The following is a 19,954-nucleotide window of genomic DNA, read 5'->3' as shown; positions in this document are numbered from 1 at the left end:
GATTTCTAATAATAGAAATCTCCTTTATTTTTATTTTATAGCTTCAATCGCTTTAGCCAGTTTTTCTTTTACTTCTTTTGCCAAGGGTTTGATTTCCTCTTTTCCTACTGGCACCATAGCGGCCTCAGGATCGATGGCGGAAACTTCTATTTTACCGTTTTCAAGTTCCCTTATTGTTACGTTACAAGGCAACATGGCCGACATATTTGGGTCTATGGTCAACACCTTGTCTGCAAAACCAGGGTTGCAAGCGCCCAATATTACTGTCGGTAAATAATCCTTGTCCAATTTCTTTTTCATGGTGGCCTGAATATCAATTTCCGTAAGGACACCAAACCCTTGCTCTTTTAAGGCTGCAGTAACCTTGTCTTTTACACCTGAAAAAGATTGTGTTTCGAGTGTTTTATTCATATAATATTTCATAGCTGTTTTATTTATTGGTTCAACTATAAAGCTACACATAGATTGGGCCAAAGACAGTGACCTTTGTTACACATTCAGGTTATTATCTATACTGAATAACAAGCTACGATGGGAAGTGATTACTTTTGCCCAGTAATTGTCTTGAAATTGGGAGGGTTTAGTTGGCTGCTGAAGGCATTTAGGTTATCAAAAACAGTATGGCAATAAAATGTAAAACCGTCCCAGCTAGGACAAAAACATGCCAAATCGCATGGGCGTAAAGCATTTTTTTATTGGCATAAAAAACAGTGCCTATGGTATAGGCCAAACCCCCTGCTGCAATCAGGTAAATGATTTCCGCGCTCAGGTTGGCCACCAATGGCTTAATAAGTAGAAGGGCCATCCAACCCATTCCCAGGTACAGAATAAGCGATAATTTTTCAAACCTGCCGATAAAGAATATTTTAAAAACCAAACCCAATAGAGTGATGGTCCAAACGATTCCGAAATAGACCCATCCCAAGGTGCCACCCAAGCCTATTAATAGAAAAGGCGTATAGGTACCGGAAATCAAAAAGTAAATACTTATATGATCAATGCTACGCAATAGGGGTTTTAGTTCGTTTGATTGTATGGCATGATAGAGGGTAGAGGAGGTATAAAGCAATAACATGGTGGCGCCAAAGATGCAGCAACTTACTACATGCAAGGCAGTGCCATTTAAAACAGAAAAAACGACCAAAAGAGATAGGGCAACTATGCTAAACAGTATGCCAATTAGATGGGTGACCGTGTTGGCAAACTCTTCCCTTAATGTTTGTTTTCTTTCTACCTGTCCAGCCATTGTATTCGATTAATAGTAATCCAGTAAATATCGGGCATTTAAATCAATATCTTGGATGGATTGTACCAAAAATCCCCATCCTCTTTCTTTAAACAATTGGTTCTTGTCGAAATAAAACCTTCCAGGTAACATTCGACTTATTTTAACATCAGTCTCTTGTTATCTTCAAAACCTGGAAGGTATCCGGGTTTTAGTAAATTGGTTTTCTTGGCCGACCAATAGGCACAAAAAGAAAAAGGCCTCGATATGGATCGTGGCCTTTTCAAAAAATACAAGGAGTAATAAAAAAATTGTCGCTGTATTACTTATTCAAATGTAGGTTATTCCCGTTTTAATTGAGCCGAAAAGAGGTTAAGGATTCTTTACATAATATTTCAGTCTTTAATAATTCAATAACATTGCGCTAAAGGCGAGATGTATAGAATGGTTGTCAGCGTAATTTTGTACTTTTGCAGGAAGATATGAAAGCACGAACCTTAAAAAAAGATAAAGTCAATATCATCACCATGGGTTGTTCCAAAAACCTTGTGGATTCTGAAGTGTTGCTTAGCCAACTAAAAGGAAATGGTATTGATGCCCGGCATGAATCAAATGCTGAGGACAATAATATAGTAATTATCAATACTTGTGGCTTTATAGACAATGCCAAGCAGGAATCTATCAATACCATTTTAGAGTATGCTACCGCAAAGGACCAAGGCTTGGTGGACAAAGTTTATGTCACAGGATGCCTTTCCCAAAGGTATAAGGATGATTTGGAAGTTGAAATTCCTCAGGTGGATGCCTTTTTTGGGACTAGAGAGCTTCCCGCGCTATTGAAGAAATTTAAGGCGGATTACAAACATGAGCTGGTAGGTGAACGTCTATTAAGCCATGCCTCCCATTATGCCTACATGAAGATCTCAGAAGGTTGCGATAGACCTTGTGCTTTTTGCGCCATTCCGCTAATGAGAGGCGGACACGTTTCCCGTCCAATAGAGGAATTGGTGAAAGAGGCCAAGCACAAAGTGGCTGGAGGAACCAAAGAAATACTATTGATTGCACAGGATTCTACCTATTATGGTTTGGATCTTTACAAAAAAAGAAGACTTGCAGATCTTTTGCGCGCACTTTCTGATGTAGAGGGTTTAGAGTGGATAAGGTTGCATTATGCTTATCCTACAGGGTTTCCAATGGATGTGCTGGAAGTGATGGCGGAAAGGGATAATATTTGCAATTACCTGGATATTCCTTTGCAACACGGTTCTTCAGAGGTATTGAAAACCATGAAAAGAGGCACCACCCGTGAAAAACAAGAGGCTCTTATCAACGAAATCAGAAACAAAATTCCTGACATTGCGATAAGGACAACGCTTATTACTGGGCATCCTGGCGAAGGAGAAGCGGAGTTTGAAGAAATGGTGGATTTCGTAGAGCGCATGCGTTTTGAACGTTTAGGTGTTTTTACCTATTCTCATGAAGAGGATACCCATGCCTACGGATTGGAGGACAGTGTTCCTCAAGAAGTAAAGCAGGAGAGAGCCAATCGCTTGATGGAGATACAAGAACAGATTTCTTTTGAACTCAACCAAGAGAAAATAGGGAAGGAATACAAGGTGCTAATTGATAAGAAAGAAAATGGCAAGTTTGTAGGACGTACAGCTTATGATTCTGTAGAAGTGGATAATGAAGTGTTAATAGATGCAAGTAAGCATTACTGCAGACTAGGAGACTTTGTAAATGTGAGGATTACTGAAGCGACAGAGTTTGACCTTTACGGAGAAGTCATTTAGAGCTTAATGTTTTAATACCATTCTATTTATTTATAAAAAACAGCAGATTTTATACCCATGTATTTACAGGAAGTCACCACCTCAGCACACCAAAAAGAATTTTTTCAAATGGCAGTGAGGCTCTACCAGCATGAGAAAAACTGGATCAGACCCCTGGACAAAGATATAGAGGATCTTTTTCATCCTGAGACCAATAAACTGTATAAAAGTGGTGGGAAAGCCATTCGTTGGTTATTGATAGATGATCAGGGAAAAACCATTGGCAGAAATGCTGCCTTTATCAATCCCAAATGGAAAGAAAAAATCCCAACCGGAGGGATGGGTTTTTTTGAATGTATCAATGACCAAAAAGCAGCTTTTAAGTTATTTGATGTAGCGCGAGAATGGCTGGAAGCTCAGGGCATGGAAGCAATGGATGGACCGGTCAATTTTGGTGAAAGAGACAAATGGTGGGGTTTATTGGTAGATGGGTTTTATCCGGCCAATTACAACATGTATTGGAATTTCGCTTATTATCAAGCGCTTTTTGAAGCCTATGGCTTTCAAATTTATTTCAAACAATTCACCTATAGTAGAAACGTAAGAGGGGTGGTTGTGGACCCAAGAATCAGGGAACGGTCATTGAAAATACTACAAAACAAGGACTTTGAATTCAGGTGTCTAAAAGGTGATGAGCTATGGGAGAAATTTCCCGAATACTTTATGACTGTTTATAACAAAGCTTGGGCGGGACATTTGGGGAAAACAATTTCCGTTAGAGAAGCGAAATTAATGCTTACTAAAATGAAGCCAATCATTGATCCTTATCTCATCTATTTTGGGTTTTATAAAGGAGAACCGATTTGTTTCTTTATTAGTATCCCTGAAATCAACCAGCTTTTTAAATATGTCAATGGTAAGATGGATTTGATAGGTAAACTAAAATTCCTTTGGCACAAGACTTTCAATCCACCTAATAAAATGTTGGGCTTGGTGTTTGGTGTAGTGCCAGAGTTTCAAGGTAAAGGAGTGGAAAGTGCTATGGCTACTGATTATAGAGACAATATAGCGGAGAAAAAACTGCCTTATAAGACCATAGAAATGAACTGGGTAGGGGACTTCAATCCTAAGATGATGCGGGTCTGTGAGCAGTTAAACGCAACGATCTTTAAGACACACCATACTTACCGTTATATATTTGACAGAACTGTTCCTTTCGAGAAACATAAGGTGATGTAAAGGTTCATTTTCCCCTATTTGTGGGCAGATGATACAGTTGTACATTAAAAGGGCTGGGAGTTTAAAAACTGACCAGCCCTTTTTTGCTTTAGCTATTTTTACTATCGGCCCCATTACAATCAATCCTATTTATTTCGCCTTAACTGCTGTCCAATAGGGTTCGAAGTTCCGAAATAGTGTTATACGCTTATTGCTTAATGAATTTTTGTTGCCCTTTGAAGTTCGAGTTTTCTAATCGAATTAAATAAGTACCATTCTTTAATCCACTTAAATCCAGGTCTTCGGTAGAAGAATATGCAGGTAGAATAAAGCTTCTAATTGGCAAGCCGTCTAATCGGATGATAGTTAATTTTGTGACTTCTGTAAATTCTTGAATTAACCTTAAGGTACTTTTACCCTGTGTTGGATTTGGTGACAGCATAAATCTATCAGGGATGTCCATCGACACCCTATTTGTCTGTACTTTATTGGCACCTAATTCAGCTCGCGTATGGTAAGTTCCAGGGTCAAGGGTGGATAAATCGGCTTCCCATAGTAGTGCTGACGCCTGAGTCCATTTGATGGAAGGATCCATTAGGGGTGTTTGTTCATTTATAAGTGTAATTTCCTCAGGGCTTTTTAAAGGGATATTTGTGGTTAGCCTTAATTCAAATTTGGCATCATTCTCTATAACTTTTAAGTTCCCTTCCATAGGAATGGTTGCCCCATTTTGAAGGGAATCCCCCAATTGTATCAATAAAGGTTTAGATGAAAGGGGTAAAGTAAGTTTTCCATTGGCATAGGAAAGTGTTACATTTTCTCCATTTGGAGAAATGCCCGATAAATACCAGGCATCCTGGGCTGGAAAATCAACTGGAAGCTGATAATTAACCGCCAAAGAATCATCTCCTGAGACAGGCCTCCAAGCTACAAGATGTGTCAATTCACCTTCTTCATTTCGCAATTGATAAATATATGCCTGTTCATCTTCTTTGATCACGTCCTCAAAATAAAGATTACCCATCCTGTTTTGCATCGCTTCAGCTGCTGTAAATGCCCGCTTTTCCCGGAAACCAAAGTGTCCTGATTCGGTCAATCCAGATCGCTGATAGTTTATAGGATCTATACCTGCAAGGGTGTCCACATTGGAGAAAAAGTACCAATGGGCTTTGTCTACTCCCATTCTGCTTAACCAGAACAAGCCACGTAAAGCATAAACAGCTTGTGATATAGGACTTACTGCTTCTGAATTTATAGCGGTTTCATTTTTACTTGAGGCGTCCCATCCCCATTCAGTTACATGCACTTCTTTGCCAGGCATATTGGCATCTCTAAAGCGCAACCCTGAAAACAAGGCCCTCATCTCTGATGCTGGATGTTCTGGATGAACAGCTATTCTTTCTCCTTCAGTATTTCTATAATAACTGTAGAGGTGTAAATTGACACCATCAAGGTAGGGTGCCGCTGCTTCATTCAACTTGCTGCCCATGTAATTCTTCTGTCCCTCATTGGTTGTAGGGTGTGAGGCCTGAAGAGCAGCCGGCAATACTTTTATCATAGGATCTGCAGTCTTTAATCCCTGCGCTGTTCCTTCCAAAATTTTACGGTAAGTGGAGTCACTGTAATCCCAAGGCTCATTCCCTACTTCCACTGTACGGATAAGGTTTTCGTGACTTGGTCCAAATGTGCTGGCAAAAGCATGTCCAAGTCCATAACCTGAAGCAAAGGGTTGGTCCCAGACAGATTCTAAAAACCTATCAAAAGTAAAAGTGGCATCCACTTCAAATCCTTTGTCCATCCAGTCTTTGTATTCCCTCGTCCATTGTGTCCAAGGGCGCAATACTACTGGGTTTTCTCCTCCATAAGTGGGTGTAATGTCAGGATCAGCAGTGTCCCAATGAATGTTATGGTAATTTCGTGCTTGGTTGGCGGCACGGATAAATTTCTGAGCCCCTTCATCTGGACCCTGTAAGTTGGGAACCTTCTTAGTTCCCCAAGCCCATACCGTATTTACGCCAAAGAGCTTCCCAAAACTTGACGATTGGGGTTTTGGCGCAGGGGGTGGGCCATAGCTTCCGAATTCGTCATATACAGTTAACTCTTGAACAGTGGCTTTTTTATAATTAATGTCTACCAATTGCTGTTCTAAGCGAATGAACCTGGTTCGGTTTCCTTCTGGAAGTTCTATATTATGAATGTCCAATGAATTGGGATTAAGCTCTGCTAGCAAGGACAAGCTATCAAGCGTTGGTCCAACCCATAGTTTAGAAGATATGGCAGTATTGTTGCCATTCCATTGCTTTGCAGCTATTCGTGAAACTGGCTTGACCTCATTCAGATCTAAGGTCACAAATTCTGACAATGGGGCTGAATAAGCAGCGATTTCCTGAATGGCAAAAGGTGCACTTGAAGTTAAGGAAACGTAGCTTACTTCTTCCATCTCTATTGGGAACCTCACATGGCCTACTGTAGTGTTGGTATAGGTTGTTCTTAAGGTGTCGCCCTGCAGGTTGGTTACCAGAATGTTTACCAGCTCAGGATGATTGTTGACCAATCGTAACCCTAATCTATGTACCGAGATTGGGGTTAAATTTAGTGTGAAGGTTGCCTCTCCATTTACTAATGTAAGAGAAGGTGTACTGTTGCCTAGATTGCCATCAGTAGCGTTGACCATGTTTGCCCCATTGTTGGCTATACCGCTTTCATTAAGTAAAATATTTTGGCGGGCATTACTCACATAAGCATCTGGAAGGGGATTGGAAGAAAGCCAAGCGGTAGCATTGTTTTCGTCCATTATTGCCTCAGGCCTATTTTGAGAATTGCTGGCTGATGAACTTGCATTTACTGTTGCCGCTTTAGACAAGGCAGGATACAATCCTGCATCTGGATCCCAGGAAGTTGGTGCTGGTTCAGGGATTACCGGGTCTGGTGCTGCGATACTGTCTCCATAGGCTTCCATCTCAAATACAGTTACTTTTTTGTAATCCTGAGGAATTACCGTATGTTCAATTCGAAAATACCTGGCTACAATAGGCTCAACGAAGGAGGTACTGATAAAGGCAATCTCATTTGGTTGAAGGGCTGCTAGAAAATTGAGACTGTCTGGATGGTTTCCAGCAAGTAGCTGTGTAGCAATAGCGTTATTGTTTCCAGCCCAATGTTTGGTTCTAAGTTCACTCACCGCGAAGTTGTCACCTAAGTCGAGAGTGATAAATTCCTTGGGTAGGTCCTCTAATATGGCAATATTCACTAGGGTAAAAGCAGTAATGCTGCTGAGTTTTATTTTCTCAATATTAACCAGGTCAACCACAAACCGAATATTGTTGTAATTCTGAGAAGGTAAAAATTCTTCGCTACTCACGATTCCCAAACTATCGTAAAAAGATATAGTAACTTTTTCCTGAAGCCCATTGATTTTTAGTCCTAGCAAATAAATGTCTTCAGGAGAGGAAAAATTAATAAAGGCTTCGGCAGGTAATGTGATGGTAGGTGAGTAGGAGTTGGTGGCCTCTGGGTAAATATTACTTAGTTCAATACGGCTTGGCTGAAGTAATAAATTCTGGTAAGCATTTCTATAATAATTTGTTGGTAAAGGATTGTTAGACACCCATGAGGTGTTTTGTAACCCATCGATTGCATTGTTTATATCAGATTGGGGAGCTATAGAGCTTGCTGTGATGTTTCCAATTAGCTGGTGGATTTCATCTTGCGCACGTAAGGCAAGCGTGGTGCAAAAGAAAACTATAATTAGAATGAACTGGTATTTAAGATAAGAAGGCATGATCTTTCATTTAAATTTCCAATAAAAAACAGGAGTCTCAAAAAATATTACCATTGGAATGAGAAATATTTTAGATTTAAAAAGAGTACTACATCAAATAGCTGATAACAACAAAATTGATGCGTTTGTATCCATACGTAAATATGGTGGAATATCTTGTAATAATTATATAAGGCTTGAAAAAGTTCCAAAAATAAAAAAAAATAGGTTCACAACTGAGGTCGTAAACCTATTGTGGAGGATAACGGATTCGAACCGATGACCTCTACACTGCCAGTGTAGCGCTCTAGCCAACTGAGCTAATCCCCCAAAACGGAGTGCAAATATAGGTAGGTATTTTAATTCATCAAATTATTCCGCAGAATATTTTATGCGTGTTAAAATACTTCTTCCAAGTGTAATCTCATCAGTATATTCCAATTCACTTCCTACGGGTATTCCCCGGGCAATTGAACTAATGTTTAATCCCTTGTCTTTCAATTTTCTAGTGATAAAAAAGGACGTAGTGTCACCTTCCATAGTGGCTGGTAAGGCTAGTATGATTTCTTTTACCTCTACCTCATTGGAAGGAGAATTTATCCGATTAAACAAAGTTTCTATTTTTAATTCGTCCGGTCCAATTCCTTGAATAGGGGATATCACGCCTCCCAATACATGGTAAAGCCCTGAATACTGATTGGTGTTTTCTATTGCCAATACATCAGGGAGGTCCTCGACAACGCAAATAACACTTCTATCTCGTTTATGACTTTCACAAATACTGCAAACTGGTTTGTCTGAAATATTATGACATATCACACAATATTGAATGTTTTTCCGAAGGTTTATAAGTGCATCTGTAAGCGCTATTGTTACTGGCTCTTTTTGTTTGAGCAGATGCAAAGTAAGTCTTAATGCTGTTTTTTTTCCTATACCTGGAAGTCGGCTTATCTCCGATACAGCATCTTCGATTAATTTGGAAGGGAAATTCAATTAAGGTTTTTTTTATAAAATTGAAGCCTGTATGCCAGCATCGAGTATGGACTCACACATAGGTTTAAGTTTACTAACACTGCCCTTTTTTACAGAGCACTTGCCTTTATAATGAATGATCATCGTGCATTGTTCTGCTTGTTCTTGAGAATGTTTGCAAACCTTAATTAAAACCTTGGATACATGATCAAACGTGTTGACGTCGTCATTAAAAACCACCAAATCATGCTCTTCCTGGTCAACCAGTTCTTCTACTAATAATTCTTCTTCGGATTCAAATAAATGTTCTAAAGGTTTCATTTTGCAAAGTTAATAATTTATCCCAATTTTAATGCCCTTTAGCCAAAAGCATTATGAACTCAAATCTTGTATTAATTGTCATAACATCTTATTTTTTATTGTTGTTCCTAATTTCATGGTTTACTTCAAGAAATTTAAAATCTGATACGTTTTTCACAGGGGATAGGCAATCTCCTTGGTTTTTAGTGGCATTCGGGATGATTGGAGCATCCCTTTCGGGGGTGACTTTTATTTCAGTCCCTGGTGAAGTAGGTAACAGTAGTTTCTATTATTTTCAATTGGTACTGGGTTACACAGTAGGTTATGCTGTGATTGCAAAGGTTTTACTCCCGCTCTATTATAGGCTAAATTTGGTGTCAATTTATTCTTATCTGGAAGGAAGGTTTGGGTTTTGGTCGTATAAGACTGGAGCCTTTTTTTTTATACTTTCTCGGGTACTGGGATCTTCAATAAGGGTGTTTTTAGTGGCCGGTGTGTTACAAGTAATCTTGTTTGACAAATGGGGAGTTCCTTTCTGGGTTTCCGTCTTGATCACTGTTTCTTTAATTTGGCTTTACACTTTCAGAGGAGGTATTAAGACAGTCGTTTGGACGGATACTTTGCAAACGTTTTTTATGCTTTTAGCAGTATTTGTCAGCATCTTTCTGGTTTCCAGAGAACTTGGCATCTCAGGGATTGGGGATTTAATGGTCAAAGTCTCCGATCAACCCTATTCAAAAATATTCAATTGGGATTGGAAGAGTGGAACTAATTTTTTTAAACAATTTTTCTCAGGGATGTTTATAGTCATTGTAATGACGGGGTTGGATCAGGACATGATGCAGAAAAACCTGACTTGTAGAAATCTAAAAGATGCACAGAAAAACATGTTTTGGTTTACCAATATCCTGGTAACCGTCAATTTAATTTTCTTAGCCTTGGGCGTTCTACTATACATGTATGCTGAAACAAATCAAATTGCCCTTCCTGAACGTTCTGATGATTTATACCCATTATTGGCAACCTCTTATTTTTCCACTTTTACTGGAATTGTTTTTGTTTTGGGAATTACGGCGGCAGCTTACAGTAGCGCTGATTCCACCCTCACTGCTTTAACTACTTCTTTTTGTTATGATTTTTTGAAAATTGATAAAAACCCAGATAAAGTAAAGGCACTTTCCACCCGAAAAATGGTTCATCTTGGCTTTACCTTTTTGATTTTTCTAGTCATCCTTACCTTTCGATGGTTAAACGATCAGAGTGTAATTAATGCTGTGTTTCTTATTGCTGGATACACGTACGGCCCATTACTTGGACTCTATTCCTTTGGGTTATTTACCAAACATAAAATCAAGGACAAGTGGGTCCCACTTTTAGCTGTATTGGCACCATTGATCACTTTTTTCGTTTCATCGAATTCAGAGACATGGTTCTGGGGATATAAATTCGGCTTTGAGTTGCTGATACTGAATGGTTTGCTAATGTTCTTCGGATTATGGTTGGTAAGGAAAAAATTACAGAATACTGAATATAGCCCCTTTGTTTCTTCAACGTAACCAATTAAGGAATTCTGGTTAAGCAATACTTAAGAAATTGTATACTGAGGTGTCTCTTAGCCCATTCTATGTTGAATTGCCGGGGGTTGTTAATAAGCTTTGCCTTTATCCAATAGCATGGAAAAAACTGTCCATACTATGATTTTAATGTCTAGCATAGGGGACCAGTTGTTTACATAGAAGATATCTAGTTTGCATCTTGAATAGATGTCGTAAAAGTCTTTGGTCTCGCCTCTAAAACCCTTGGCTTGGGCCAAGCCTGTAATTCCGGGTTTGACGGTGTGCCTAAACATAAAGTTGTCAATTTCAGCAGAGAATTTATAGTTCATTGGCATTGCATGCGGTCGGGGACCAACAATTGACATTTCACCTTTAATAACGTTCAAAAACTGAGGCAATTCATCCATACTAGATTTTCTCAAGAATTTTCCAATCCAGGTAATTCTTGGATCATCTTTAGTGGCTTGTTTGGTGTCTGCCTGATCATTGATATACATGGTCCGAAACTTGTAACAAAAAAAAGGTACATTGTCTTTACCATGCCTAAGTTGTTGGAAAAATACTGGTCCCGTTGACGTTAATTTTATTATGATGCCAATTAAAGGGAATAGCCATGAGAAAACGAATACCGTAAGACCTAAGCTCAGCGTTACATCAAAAATTCTTTTGATCATTTGTTGAGATTCATCAAACATCGCTACAGGAAAGATCTTGAGATATTTCTCTTTCGTATTGATTGATTTGACGACTTGTTTTCGCTCGGTAATAGTGGAGGGCATATTAGTGATTTTGTTTAAATCATTCCAAAGGTTAGGCATCAATTAACCAATATCGTGCCACAATAGTAGTTGATTAAATTTTGTCTTCTTAAAAATGAAGTTCAAATCTAAAATAAAGGACTTTAATTTCCTAATTTAATTCTTATCGATTTTGTTTTAAGCGGGTTAATTAATTATTTATTAACCTTTTCATAATTTTTAGGCTAAAAAATTATGAAAAATGAATTTAATTGAATCAATATCTGTATTTATAGCGGTTGTTTGGCATGAGCGGGTTGATTATGTTCAAAATAAGGAGGGGATACGTTATTTTTCAGTGCTTTTAAAGGTCCAATGTTACTTCTGGATCCCAGAATATTTTGTCAAAATCTCTGATTGAATCGTCTATGACACTCACCCCTTCTTTTTCAAGAAGCTGTTGCATTAAATCAGGTGTTGGGAAATGATTCTTACCCGTTAGTTGTCCCATTCGATTGACAACTCTATGTGCTGGAACATCTTCCAACCCATGTGCAGCATTCATTGCCCAGCCAACCATTCTCGCGCTTCCTTTGCTTCCCAGGTAAGAAGCAATGGCCCCATAGGTAGTTACTCTGCCATCGGGAATGAGTTTTACTACTTGGTAAACTTTCGAAAAGAAGTTTTCATTTGTTTTCTTCACCTGTAAGGTTAATTATTGATTGGTTAATTATTCGTTGAATTTTCTTTTCGGACGCTCGTGATTGGCTGTTAAGTTGAACTTGAAGTTTCATCCGTACTAGGTCTTTTCGAATATCAAGGGCTTTTAAAGAAAGGCTATCACTGTGGACTTCCTCTTTATAAGGTGCGATAATTTTCCTTAATTTATTCTCCATTTCATCCACATTTAATCGTGAGTGATTGGTGGTTTCAAAGTCAAAAGTAAGTTTTCTAATGTTTTGCCGACTGTAATTTACCACATTGGCGGTGAGAATCAGACTGTTGGGAACCATCACCAGGTCATAGTCATCATTTAAAAGTACGATGTTAAGTAAAGTGATATCCTGTATTTTCCCTTGATGCTCTGCAACTTTAATATAATCACCAAGCGTAATTTGATCTGAAAACATAATGATCAGTCCATTGAGCATATTGATGATGTAATCTCTGGACAGGAGTGCAATGGCAGCAGCTACAATAGTTATACTGGAAAGAAATTCTTTTGGGTCAATGTCGAAGAAAACCATTATAGCGATTAAAAAAATAATCACATTCAATAAACTCGCAATTCTATTGATCCCCAATACAAAATTACTGTGGAGAGAGTTGATTTTCTTTTTTCTCAAATAAAACCTGACTAAAAATATTCTTCCGAGAGAAACCAGGATATTTCCTGAAAGAAGGAATGCCAATGCATCTACGATGTTGTATAGCTTAGAAAATAATATGTTTTTATCTGGCTCTATGGTTTCTTGAAGCACAAGAAAAGTAAAATAGGCAAGCACCTTTAAGACAAAGACTATTCGTTTTCTTCGCTCATTAACCTCAATATTGCTTTTCCGCGTTTCCATTACTATTTTAAAAATAAAGCTTACTTTTATGTTTTGTCTGTTCAGCTGACAAAAATACCGCATAATAACCAAACAAAATAATAGCATGAATAGAAATATTATCATCACAGGAAGTGCAGGGAATTTGGGAAGTGCAGTTGTTAGTAAATTTAAGAGGGAAGGTTTCAAGGTGATTGCCGTTATTTCTCCGGGAAGTGATCATGAAGTGGAAGAAGCTGATGATGTCTACCAATTCGATGTTACAGACGAGCAATCTGTAATGGATTTTAGTAAGGAATACCAAATACAATATGGGAGCCTTGAATGCATGGCTTTATTGGTAGGTGGCTTTGCAATGGGAGGTATTGACGACACATCTAGCAAAGACATAGAAAAAATGATTCGGTTGAATTTTTTCAGTGCTTTCAATATGGTAAAACACTTTATACCCTTAATGAGAAAAGCGAATAATGGTACTTTCCTCTTCGTAGGTGCGAAACCAGCTTTGGATCCTAATGAAGGGAAAAATGTGTTGGCATATGCTTTGAGTAAAAGCATGGTGATAGACCTTGCTGAATTTATTGCCAGTGAAACAGTGAACCTAAAAGTAAGGTCTCACGTATTTGTTCCCAGTATCATCGATACTCCTCCAAACAGAGCGTCTATGCCGGATGCTGACTTTGGTGATTGGGTCAAAACAGATGAAATAGCTGAGGCAATGCATTATGCTGCCACCAATGCAGCCTTAAGGAACATGACATTCAAATTGTACGGTGGCGTGAAGTGAATTATTAATCATTTAGAATTATGAAAAACACTATTTTAACCCTATTCATGTTGCTATTGGTTGTTGCTGTTAAAGCACAAACCACTACCGAAACAAGAGCATTAAATGCTTTTGATCAAATAGCTGTGAGTGATGACATAGAGGTAGAACTTATAAAAGGAGAAAATCACGAAATCACCATTACTGCCTCTGGAATTGATATCAGTCAGTTATCAACCAAAATTAACAAAAGAGAATTAGAAATTGAGGTGTCAGGAAATAACCCTAAGTCTAGTTCTATTAAAGCAGTCATTACTTATGTCCAATTAAACGAAATTGAAGTTTCTTCCGGTGCTAAAGTTTTTGTTAAGGATCTAATTGAAAACAAGACCATTGATTTGAAAGTTGCTAGCAATGCATACCTGGAAGTAGAAGTGAAGGCTGAGAGATTAGTGTTAGCAGCAGAAACCAATGCGAAGATGTTTATTAAAGGATCTGCTGACCACCTGGATTACAATGCATTTACCAATGCGGAAATTGATGGAGAAGGCTTGGTGGTGAAAAATGTTGAAATCAGAACCAATACCAATGCAAGTGGAAGTTTTGAAGTTTTAGAATCACTTAAAGGAACTGCAGCGACGAGAGGAAGAGTGAGGTATAAGGGTAATCCTAATATTATAGACGTAAAAGAAAATATTGGCGGGACGATAGAGCAATTTTAATTTTTGCGATAGCAGTTTTCAAAACAGGTTGGCTTAAACTCCAACCTGTTTTTGAAAAGTTCAATTGAAGTTTACTTGACTTGCTTTGTGGATTAATTAATAAAAAACGGTGTTTTACGGCTTTGAGCCGTTTAAAATTTCACTTAAAAAGTAGCATTAAACACAATGGCCAACCTTGTGCGGACATCCTAGAGTAGGAGCTATGATTGGTTTAGCTATAAACGAAAAGGAAGCTGTGTTCATTTTAAGGAAGTTCTTTTATCAAGGCCGCAAAAATTAGATATACCTCTTTATAACAGTAGCCAAATTTCGCATTAGGTTACCTTTGAAAAGTGATAAGGAACTTGTTTGGCAGGCATTCAGTTTTTTAATCTTAAGGTAATAAGGGATTTCTAATCTAAAAAACTTGTGATATATAAAATTTGTCATTAGAATTGTCCCTTCAAACGATCAATCATGGTTTTCGCAGTAAAAAAAATTCTAGAAATTTCAATAACCGAATCTTTTCGGACATTCAACTGCAGTCTATTTTTTAGTGGCAATACCACCACAATTACAGGTATTACGGGGTAATCCCGTGCTTTCCTACATATAGCCCCTGACTCAAAAGGTCTTTTACCGCCTTTTGTTAACCTTATTAACTGATAAAGAATAGCAATGAAAATATTAAAATTTGGAGGTTCATCCATCGCTGATTTGGAAAGAATTAATAATGTTCTTTCCATTGTCAAGAAAGCATCCTTAACAGATCGAATAGCAGTAGTGTTTTCAGCATTTGGTGGAGTAACCGAGGATTTGTTAAAATGTGCCCATCTCGCCAAGCAAAACGATATGGAATACCAAGCACTTTTACTCTCCATGGAAAAGCGCCATCTCCAGCTTGTAAAACAACTAATCCCCGTAAGAAAGCAATCCTCTGTTTTGACTTATGTTAAGGTCAGATTCAATGAGCTTGAGGATTTGTATCATGGCATTTTTTTAATAAAAGAATTTTCGCCTAGAACTTCTGATTATGTGGTGAGTTTTGGTGAACGAATTTCCACTTACATTATGGCGGAAGGGATGCGAGAAAATGAAATGGATACCCATTTCGTAGATGCCAGAGACCTTGTCCGAACAAACGATCGCTTTGGCAATGCCAAAGTCAACTTCCCAACAACAAATCAATTGATCAGTGATTATTATTCCAAAAATGCAGGGGTTCTTGTCATTACTGGTTTTGTAGCCTCTACCGAGAAGGGAGAAACAACTACTATAGGAAGAAGTGGATCTGATTACACTGCCGCCATTTTTGCTGCTGCTTTGAAAGCAGATAGCCTGGAGATATGGACAGATGTGACCGGAGTGATGACGGCAGATCCTAGGTTGGTCTATTCTGCGATCACTATCCCTCAATTAAGTTATAATGAGGCGATGGAGCTGTCTCATTTTGGTGCCAAGGTAGTTTTTCCAGCTACCATGCAACCGGCTATGAAGCGGAAGATTCCTGTTTATATAAAAAATACTTTTAAACCTGAAGAGGAAGGAACCCTCATTTGTGAGAAGCCAGAGAACAATAAATTAATTAAAGGCATATCCTCTTTAAATCACATTACCCTTTTAAACGTTCAGGGTTCTGGTTTAGTGGAAGTAGTAGGAGTGAGCAGCAGGGTATTTGGCACCCTAGCGAAAGCAGATGTCAATGTGGTACTCATAAGCCAAGCATCTTCCGAACATAGTATCTGTATTGCCATCAAAAGTGAAAATGCTACCCTTGCCCGTGAGGCGCTGGAAGATGAATTTCATTATGAAATTCTTGCTGGGGAGATGGACAAGATTCAGGTTATGCCCAACATGTCTGTTATCGCTGTTGTGGGTGAAAATATGAAGCATCATCCCGGAGCAAGTGGAAGGCTCTTCCAGGCGCTTGGCAGAAACAATATAAATGTATCTGCAGTTGCTCAGGGCAGCTCAGAATTGAATATATCTGCTGTTATCAAACAGTCAGACCTTCAAAAGGGATTGAATGCTCTGCATGAAGCGTTTTTCCTTTCTGATAACAAAGTGTTGCACGTATTCCTTATTGGAGTTGGCCTGATTGGTAAAACTTTGGTTTCAATGATTCAAAACCAGTTGAATAAGTTGCAGGAGGATTATATGCTGGATATCAAAATTCATGGCCTTGCGAATTCTCGCTACATGGCATTTGATGAGGATGGGTTCGACCTTTCTTCTGTTCCTGTGCCATCTAAATCAGATTTGCCTATGGATCTCAGCGTATTTTTAAATACGATGAACAGTATGAATTTCTCCAATTCAGTATTGGTAGATTGTACAGCAAGTCAGGAAGTTGCAGATACTTATGAGAGAATACTTTCATCTAAAGTGGCGATTGTAACCCCTAATAAGAAGGCCAATTCAAGCTCTTTGGAAAATTATAAATCTTTGAAAAAACTTTCAGGTCAAAGAAATATTAAATTCCTCTACGAAACCAATGTAGCGGCAGGTTTGCCTGTGATAAGCACACTACAGGATTTGATTTTGAGTGGTGACAAGGTGTTAAAAGTAGAAGGAGTATTGAGTGGTTCTATGAATTTTATATTCAGTGAATTGAGTAAAGGCATACCCTTCAGTAAAGTAGTAGAGCAAGCAAAAGAGAAAGGATTTACAGAACCGGACCCAAGGGATGACCTAAGTGGAATGGATGTCGCTAGAAAAATCTTAATTTTAGGTAGGGAGGCAGAGCAGGATTTGCACTTTGAAGATGTCTCTATTCAAACTATGGTTCCTGATGACTGCAAAGACATAGACTCAGTAGATGCATTTCTTGAAAAGTTAAAAGAACACGACGCTTATTTTAAAGGCTTGGTAGATGAAGCCAACGAAAGGGAAGAAACGCTTAGGTTTATGGCTGTTTTAGAAAATGGCAAAGCCACTGTAGGATTAAAATCTGTGGACAAAAAGCATCCGTTTTATTCTTTAGAAGGGAGTGATAATATGATTTTGTTTACTACCGAAAGGTACCATGAGTTCCCTATGATCATAAGAGGTCCGGGAGCTGGAGCGGATGTGACTGCTGCAGGAGTATTCGCAGACATAATCAGGTTAGGAAATTATTCAAGGTAATATGGAGAAGCAAAAAGTTACCGCATTTGCGCCCGCCACTGTAGCCAATGTTTCATGTGGCTTTGATATTTTGGGTTTTGCGATAGAAGACTTAGGGGACAAAGTAAGTGTATCCCTTTCCGAAACGCCGGGAGTTAGGGTAGTGAAAATTGAAGGAGACAAAGGAAAGTTGCCCTATGAGACTGACAAAAACACGTGTAGCGTAGCTGTTAAAGCTATGGTAGACGATCTTGGTTATACTGGAGGCTTGGAGATAGAGCTATACAAAGGTCTTCCTTTAGGGAGTGGTATGGGATCAAGCGCTGCAAGTGCAGTGGCTGCCCTTATGGCGACAAATGCCCTGTTGGGTAATCCATACGAAAAAAAGGATTTGCTTCCCTTTGGAATTGAATCTGAAAGAATTGCTTGTGGTGCGGGTCATGCAGACAATATCTCCCCTTCATTGCTTGGAGGATTTGTATTGATTCGTGAATACCAACCTTTAGACGTAATTCCATTGCACGTGCCAAGGGGACTGTATTGTACCTTGGTTCACCCTCATTTGGAATTGAATACTTCAGACTCCAGAAGTGTATTGAGAAGAAATGTGACTTTACAGGATGCCACCACACAATCAGGAAACATTGCCGGTTTGGTAGCAGGTTTGTTTCAAGAGGACATGGCTTTAATCAGTCGGTCTCTAAATGATGTAATTGCGGAACCTTCAAGGTCTATTTTGATCCCAGGATATGATGAAGTAAAAGCAGGTATTGTACCTGCAGGGGCTCTAGGTTGTGGTATCTCAGGTTCTGGACCAACCATGTTCATATTGTCTCCTACTGAGGAGATCGCTTGGGAAGTAAGTAGAATTTCCCAACAGGTATTTGATAAGATCCAATTGCCTATAGATTTATATGTATCGGCCATAAACACCCGAGGAGCATACATCATTGAAGAAGAAATTTAATTCGCTGACAAATCTGTCACTTTCTAATGAAATACTACAGTACCAACAATCCGAATCATAAAGTAGGTTTAAAAGAGGCCGTTATAAAGGGGCTTGCACCTGATCAAGGGCTTTACATGCCTGAAAAAATCCCGGTTTTCCCTGAGGAATTTTATACTACTTTACACACGCTTACATTTAAGAAAATTGGTTATAAGGTAATAGGTGCTTTGTTCTCAGAAGATTTATCTCCTGAGCAAATCAAAACCCTTGTAGACCATACCTTGGATTTTGATGCGCCGCTGGTGCCTGTAGAAAAGGATGTTTTTGCTCTTGAGCTATTTCATGGTCCTACATTGGCTTTTAAAGATTTTGGGGCGAGGTTCTGTTCCAAACTGATGAGCATGCTTCAAGATAAACATGGGATTAAGGTTTTGGTTGCAACCTCGGGAGATACTGGAAGTGCAGTAGCGAATGGCTTTTTGGGTGTAGAAGGTGTGGAAGTTGTAATCTTATATCCATCTGGAAAAGTAAGCGAACTTCAAGAGAAACAGTTTACTACCCTTGGTGAAAATATTCAGGCCATAGAGATAAATGGTGTATTTGATGATTGCCAGAAATTGGTGAAAGAAGCATTTTTGGATCCTGAATTAAACAGTAAATTGTTACTTACTTCAGCCAATTCAATTAATATTGCGCGATGGATTCCCCAGTGTTTGTATTATTTTTACGCTTATTCTAGACTGCCAAAAGTAAATAAAAAATTGGCATTCGCTGTTCCTAGTGGGAACTTTGGTAACCTTGCTGCAGGTATTCTGGCAGAAAGAATGGGCCTACCAATTGACATGTTCATCGCTGCCACCAATGTCAATAAAGTGGTTCCTGACTTTTTAAATGGATCCGCATTCCTAGCGAAACCTTCTAAGCAAACCATAAGTAATAGCATGGACGTTGGGAATCCAAGTAATTTTTTCCGATTGCTAGCTTTGTTCGGGGGGGATGAAGAGAAACTTAAAGAAAAAGTAAAAGGCTGTTACTATTCAGATGAAAGCACAAAGGATGCGATGATAGCAGTTAAAAAAGAAACAGGATATACAATGGACCCCCATGGGGCTGTGGCTTATCTGGGTTTAAAAGCTTTTATGGAAGAGGATCCTTCGGCCTACCAAGGCATATTTTTGGAAACAGCCCATCCAGGTAAATTTAGAAGTACAGTGGAAGAAGTGCTTGGAGAGAAATTAGTACTGCCGGAAAGGCTAGCTGCTTTTATGCAAGGAAACAAGCAAGTGGATACCATGGAAAACGATTACCTTCAGTTCAGAGAGTATTTGTTAAAGTAAATAATT

General features: G+C 38.7%; 16 protein-coding genes and 1 tRNA gene. 8 read left to right on the top strand and 9 right to left on the bottom strand.

What is annotated here, in order from left to right:
- Nucleotides 1-30: 30 nt before the first annotated feature.
- Entirely contained in the window at nucleotides 31-423 is a 393-nt protein-coding gene (locus AAC073_RS04475; RefSeq protein ID WP_339922644.1) for a DUF302 domain-containing protein, read from the bottom strand.
- A 178-nt stretch (nucleotides 424-601) separates the two neighbouring features.
- Nucleotides 602-1,246, bottom strand: coding sequence for a hemolysin III family protein (locus AAC073_RS04470; RefSeq protein ID WP_339922643.1), 645 nt, complete (start codon nucleotides 1,244-1,246; stop codon nucleotides 602-604).
- Nucleotides 1,247-1,707: 461 nt separating this feature from the next.
- Between AAC073_RS04470 and rimO the strand changes: the two genes are divergently transcribed.
- Nucleotides 1,708-3,018 carry a 30S ribosomal protein S12 methylthiotransferase RimO gene (gene rimO, locus AAC073_RS04465; protein WP_339922642.1) on the top strand — a complete coding sequence of 437 codons (1,311 nt, stop codon included), beginning with the start codon at nucleotides 1,708-1,710 and terminating at the stop codon, nucleotides 3,016-3,018.
- A gap of 57 nt (nucleotides 3,019-3,075) precedes the next feature.
- Entirely contained in the window at nucleotides 3,076-4,236 is a 1,161-nt protein-coding gene (locus AAC073_RS04460) for a hypothetical protein (protein WP_339922641.1), read from the top strand.
- 187 nt (nucleotides 4,237-4,423) lie between these two features.
- On the opposite strand, the gene AAC073_RS04455 is transcribed toward AAC073_RS04460, so the two are convergent.
- The 4 genes from AAC073_RS04455 to AAC073_RS04440 form a co-directional block, all read right to left on the bottom strand.
- Entirely contained in the window at nucleotides 4,424-7,996 is a 3,573-nt protein-coding gene (locus AAC073_RS04455; protein WP_339922640.1) for a T9SS type A sorting domain-containing protein, read from the bottom strand.
- Nucleotides 7,997-8,231: 235 nt separating this feature from the next.
- A tRNA-Ala gene (locus AAC073_RS04450) sits at nucleotides 8,232-8,305 on the bottom strand.
- 42 nt (nucleotides 8,306-8,347) lie between these two features.
- Nucleotides 8,348-8,968: a recombination mediator RecR gene (gene recR, locus AAC073_RS04445; protein ID WP_339922639.1), complete on the bottom strand. Its 621-nt coding sequence runs from the start codon at nucleotides 8,966-8,968 to the stop codon at nucleotides 8,348-8,350.
- A gap of 12 nt (nucleotides 8,969-8,980) precedes the next feature.
- Nucleotides 8,981-9,268: an ATP-dependent Clp protease adaptor ClpS gene (locus AAC073_RS04440; protein ID WP_020891117.1), complete on the bottom strand. Its 288-nt coding sequence runs from the start codon at nucleotides 9,266-9,268 to the stop codon at nucleotides 8,981-8,983.
- 53 nt (nucleotides 9,269-9,321) lie between these two features.
- On the opposite strand from AAC073_RS04440, the gene AAC073_RS04435 reads away from it, so the two are divergent.
- On the top strand, nucleotides 9,322-10,803 hold the full coding sequence (locus tag AAC073_RS04435; RefSeq protein WP_339922638.1) for a sodium:solute symporter: 1,482 nt from the start codon (nucleotides 9,322-9,324) through the stop codon (nucleotides 10,801-10,803).
- Nucleotides 10,804-10,892: 89 nt separating this feature from the next.
- On the opposite strand, the gene AAC073_RS04430 is transcribed toward AAC073_RS04435, so the two are convergent.
- The 3 genes from AAC073_RS04430 to AAC073_RS04420 all read right to left on the bottom strand — a co-directional run bounded on the left by AAC073_RS04430 (nucleotide 10,893) and on the right by AAC073_RS04420 (nucleotide 13,111).
- Nucleotides 10,893-11,582: a sugar transferase gene (locus AAC073_RS04430; RefSeq protein WP_339922637.1), complete on the bottom strand. Its 690-nt coding sequence runs from the start codon at nucleotides 11,580-11,582 to the stop codon at nucleotides 10,893-10,895.
- Between the two features lie 322 nt (nucleotides 11,583-11,904).
- Nucleotides 11,905-12,243 (bottom strand): MGMT family protein, encoded by a 339-nt coding sequence (locus AAC073_RS04425; protein ID WP_339922636.1) that lies wholly within the window; start codon nucleotides 12,241-12,243, stop codon nucleotides 11,905-11,907.
- Complete coding sequence (locus AAC073_RS04420; protein WP_339922635.1) at nucleotides 12,227-13,111, bottom strand: mechanosensitive ion channel domain-containing protein; 885 nt, start codon at nucleotides 13,109-13,111, stop codon at nucleotides 12,227-12,229. Before AAC073_RS04420 ends, AAC073_RS04425 begins: the two co-directional genes overlap by 17 nt.
- Before the next feature lie 85 nt (nucleotides 13,112-13,196).
- Between AAC073_RS04420 and AAC073_RS04415 the strand changes: the two genes are divergently transcribed.
- The 5 genes from AAC073_RS04415 to thrC all read left to right on the top strand — a co-directional run bounded on the left by AAC073_RS04415 (nucleotide 13,197) and on the right by thrC (nucleotide 19,948).
- Complete coding sequence (locus AAC073_RS04415) at nucleotides 13,197-13,877, top strand: SDR family NAD(P)-dependent oxidoreductase (RefSeq protein ID WP_339922634.1); 681 nt, start codon at nucleotides 13,197-13,199, stop codon at nucleotides 13,875-13,877.
- Nucleotides 13,878-13,897: 20 nt separating this feature from the next.
- On the top strand, nucleotides 13,898-14,578 hold the full coding sequence (locus AAC073_RS04410) for a head GIN domain-containing protein (RefSeq protein ID WP_339922633.1): 681 nt from the start codon (nucleotides 13,898-13,900) through the stop codon (nucleotides 14,576-14,578).
- A 657-nt stretch (nucleotides 14,579-15,235) separates the two neighbouring features.
- Nucleotides 15,236-17,683: a bifunctional aspartate kinase/homoserine dehydrogenase I gene (gene thrA / locus AAC073_RS04405; protein ID WP_339922632.1), complete on the top strand. Its 2,448-nt coding sequence runs from the start codon at nucleotides 15,236-15,238 to the stop codon at nucleotides 17,681-17,683.
- A gap of 1 nt (nucleotide 17,684) precedes the next feature.
- Nucleotides 17,685-18,629 carry a homoserine kinase gene (locus tag AAC073_RS04400; RefSeq protein ID WP_339922631.1) on the top strand — a complete coding sequence of 315 codons (945 nt, stop codon included), beginning with the start codon at nucleotides 17,685-17,687 and terminating at the stop codon, nucleotides 18,627-18,629.
- 26 nt (nucleotides 18,630-18,655) lie between these two features.
- A complete protein-coding gene (thrC, locus tag AAC073_RS04395) occupies nucleotides 18,656-19,948 on the top strand; it encodes a threonine synthase (RefSeq protein WP_339922630.1) in 1,293 nt (430 codons plus the stop codon).
- Nucleotides 19,949-19,954 lie beyond the last annotated feature (6 nt).

The sequence above is a fragment of the uncultured Cyclobacterium sp. genome (genome assembly GCF_963977555.1).
Lineage (GTDB): Bacteria > Bacteroidota > Bacteroidia > Cytophagales > Cyclobacteriaceae > Cyclobacterium.
The sequence above is the reverse complement of the archived record's forward strand: the minus strand, read 5'-3'. Positions and strand labels throughout refer to the sequence as shown.

Bases quoted from the DNA above. Each gene is read 5' to 3' on its own strand.
- AAC073_RS04475 (WP_339922644.1), bottom strand. From the start codon at position 423: ATGAAATATTATATGAATAAAACACTCGAAACACAATCTTTTTCAGGT.
- AAC073_RS04470 (WP_339922643.1), bottom strand. From the start codon at position 1,246: ATGGCTGGACAGGTAGAAAGAAAACAAACATTAAGGGAAGAGTTTGCC.
- rimO (WP_339922642.1), top strand. From the start codon at position 1,708: ATGAAAGCACGAACCTTAAAAAAAGATAAAGTCAATATCATCACCATG.
- AAC073_RS04460 (WP_339922641.1), top strand. From the start codon at position 3,076: ATGTATTTACAGGAAGTCACCACCTCAGCACACCAAAAAGAATTTTTT.
- AAC073_RS04455 (WP_339922640.1), bottom strand. From the start codon at position 7,996: ATGCCTTCTTATCTTAAATACCAGTTCATTCTAATTATAGTTTTCTTT.
- AAC073_RS04440 (WP_020891117.1), bottom strand. From the start codon at position 9,268: ATGAAACCTTTAGAACATTTATTTGAATCCGAAGAAGAATTATTAGTA.
- AAC073_RS04435 (WP_339922638.1), top strand. From the start codon at position 9,322: ATGAACTCAAATCTTGTATTAATTGTCATAACATCTTATTTTTTATTG.
- AAC073_RS04430 (WP_339922637.1), bottom strand. From the start codon at position 11,582: ATGCCCTCCACTATTACCGAGCGAAAACAAGTCGTCAAATCAATCAAT.
- AAC073_RS04420 (WP_339922635.1), bottom strand. From the start codon at position 13,111: ATGGAAACGCGGAAAAGCAATATTGAGGTTAATGAGCGAAGAAAACGA.
- AAC073_RS04415 (WP_339922634.1), top strand. From the start codon at position 13,197: ATGAATAGAAATATTATCATCACAGGAAGTGCAGGGAATTTGGGAAGT.
- AAC073_RS04410 (WP_339922633.1), top strand. From the start codon at position 13,898: ATGAAAAACACTATTTTAACCCTATTCATGTTGCTATTGGTTGTTGCT.
- thrA (WP_339922632.1), top strand. From the start codon at position 15,236: ATGAAAATATTAAAATTTGGAGGTTCATCCATCGCTGATTTGGAAAGA.
- AAC073_RS04400 (WP_339922631.1), top strand. From the start codon at position 17,685: ATGGAGAAGCAAAAAGTTACCGCATTTGCGCCCGCCACTGTAGCCAAT.
- thrC (WP_339922630.1), top strand. From the start codon at position 18,656: ATGAAATACTACAGTACCAACAATCCGAATCATAAAGTAGGTTTAAAA.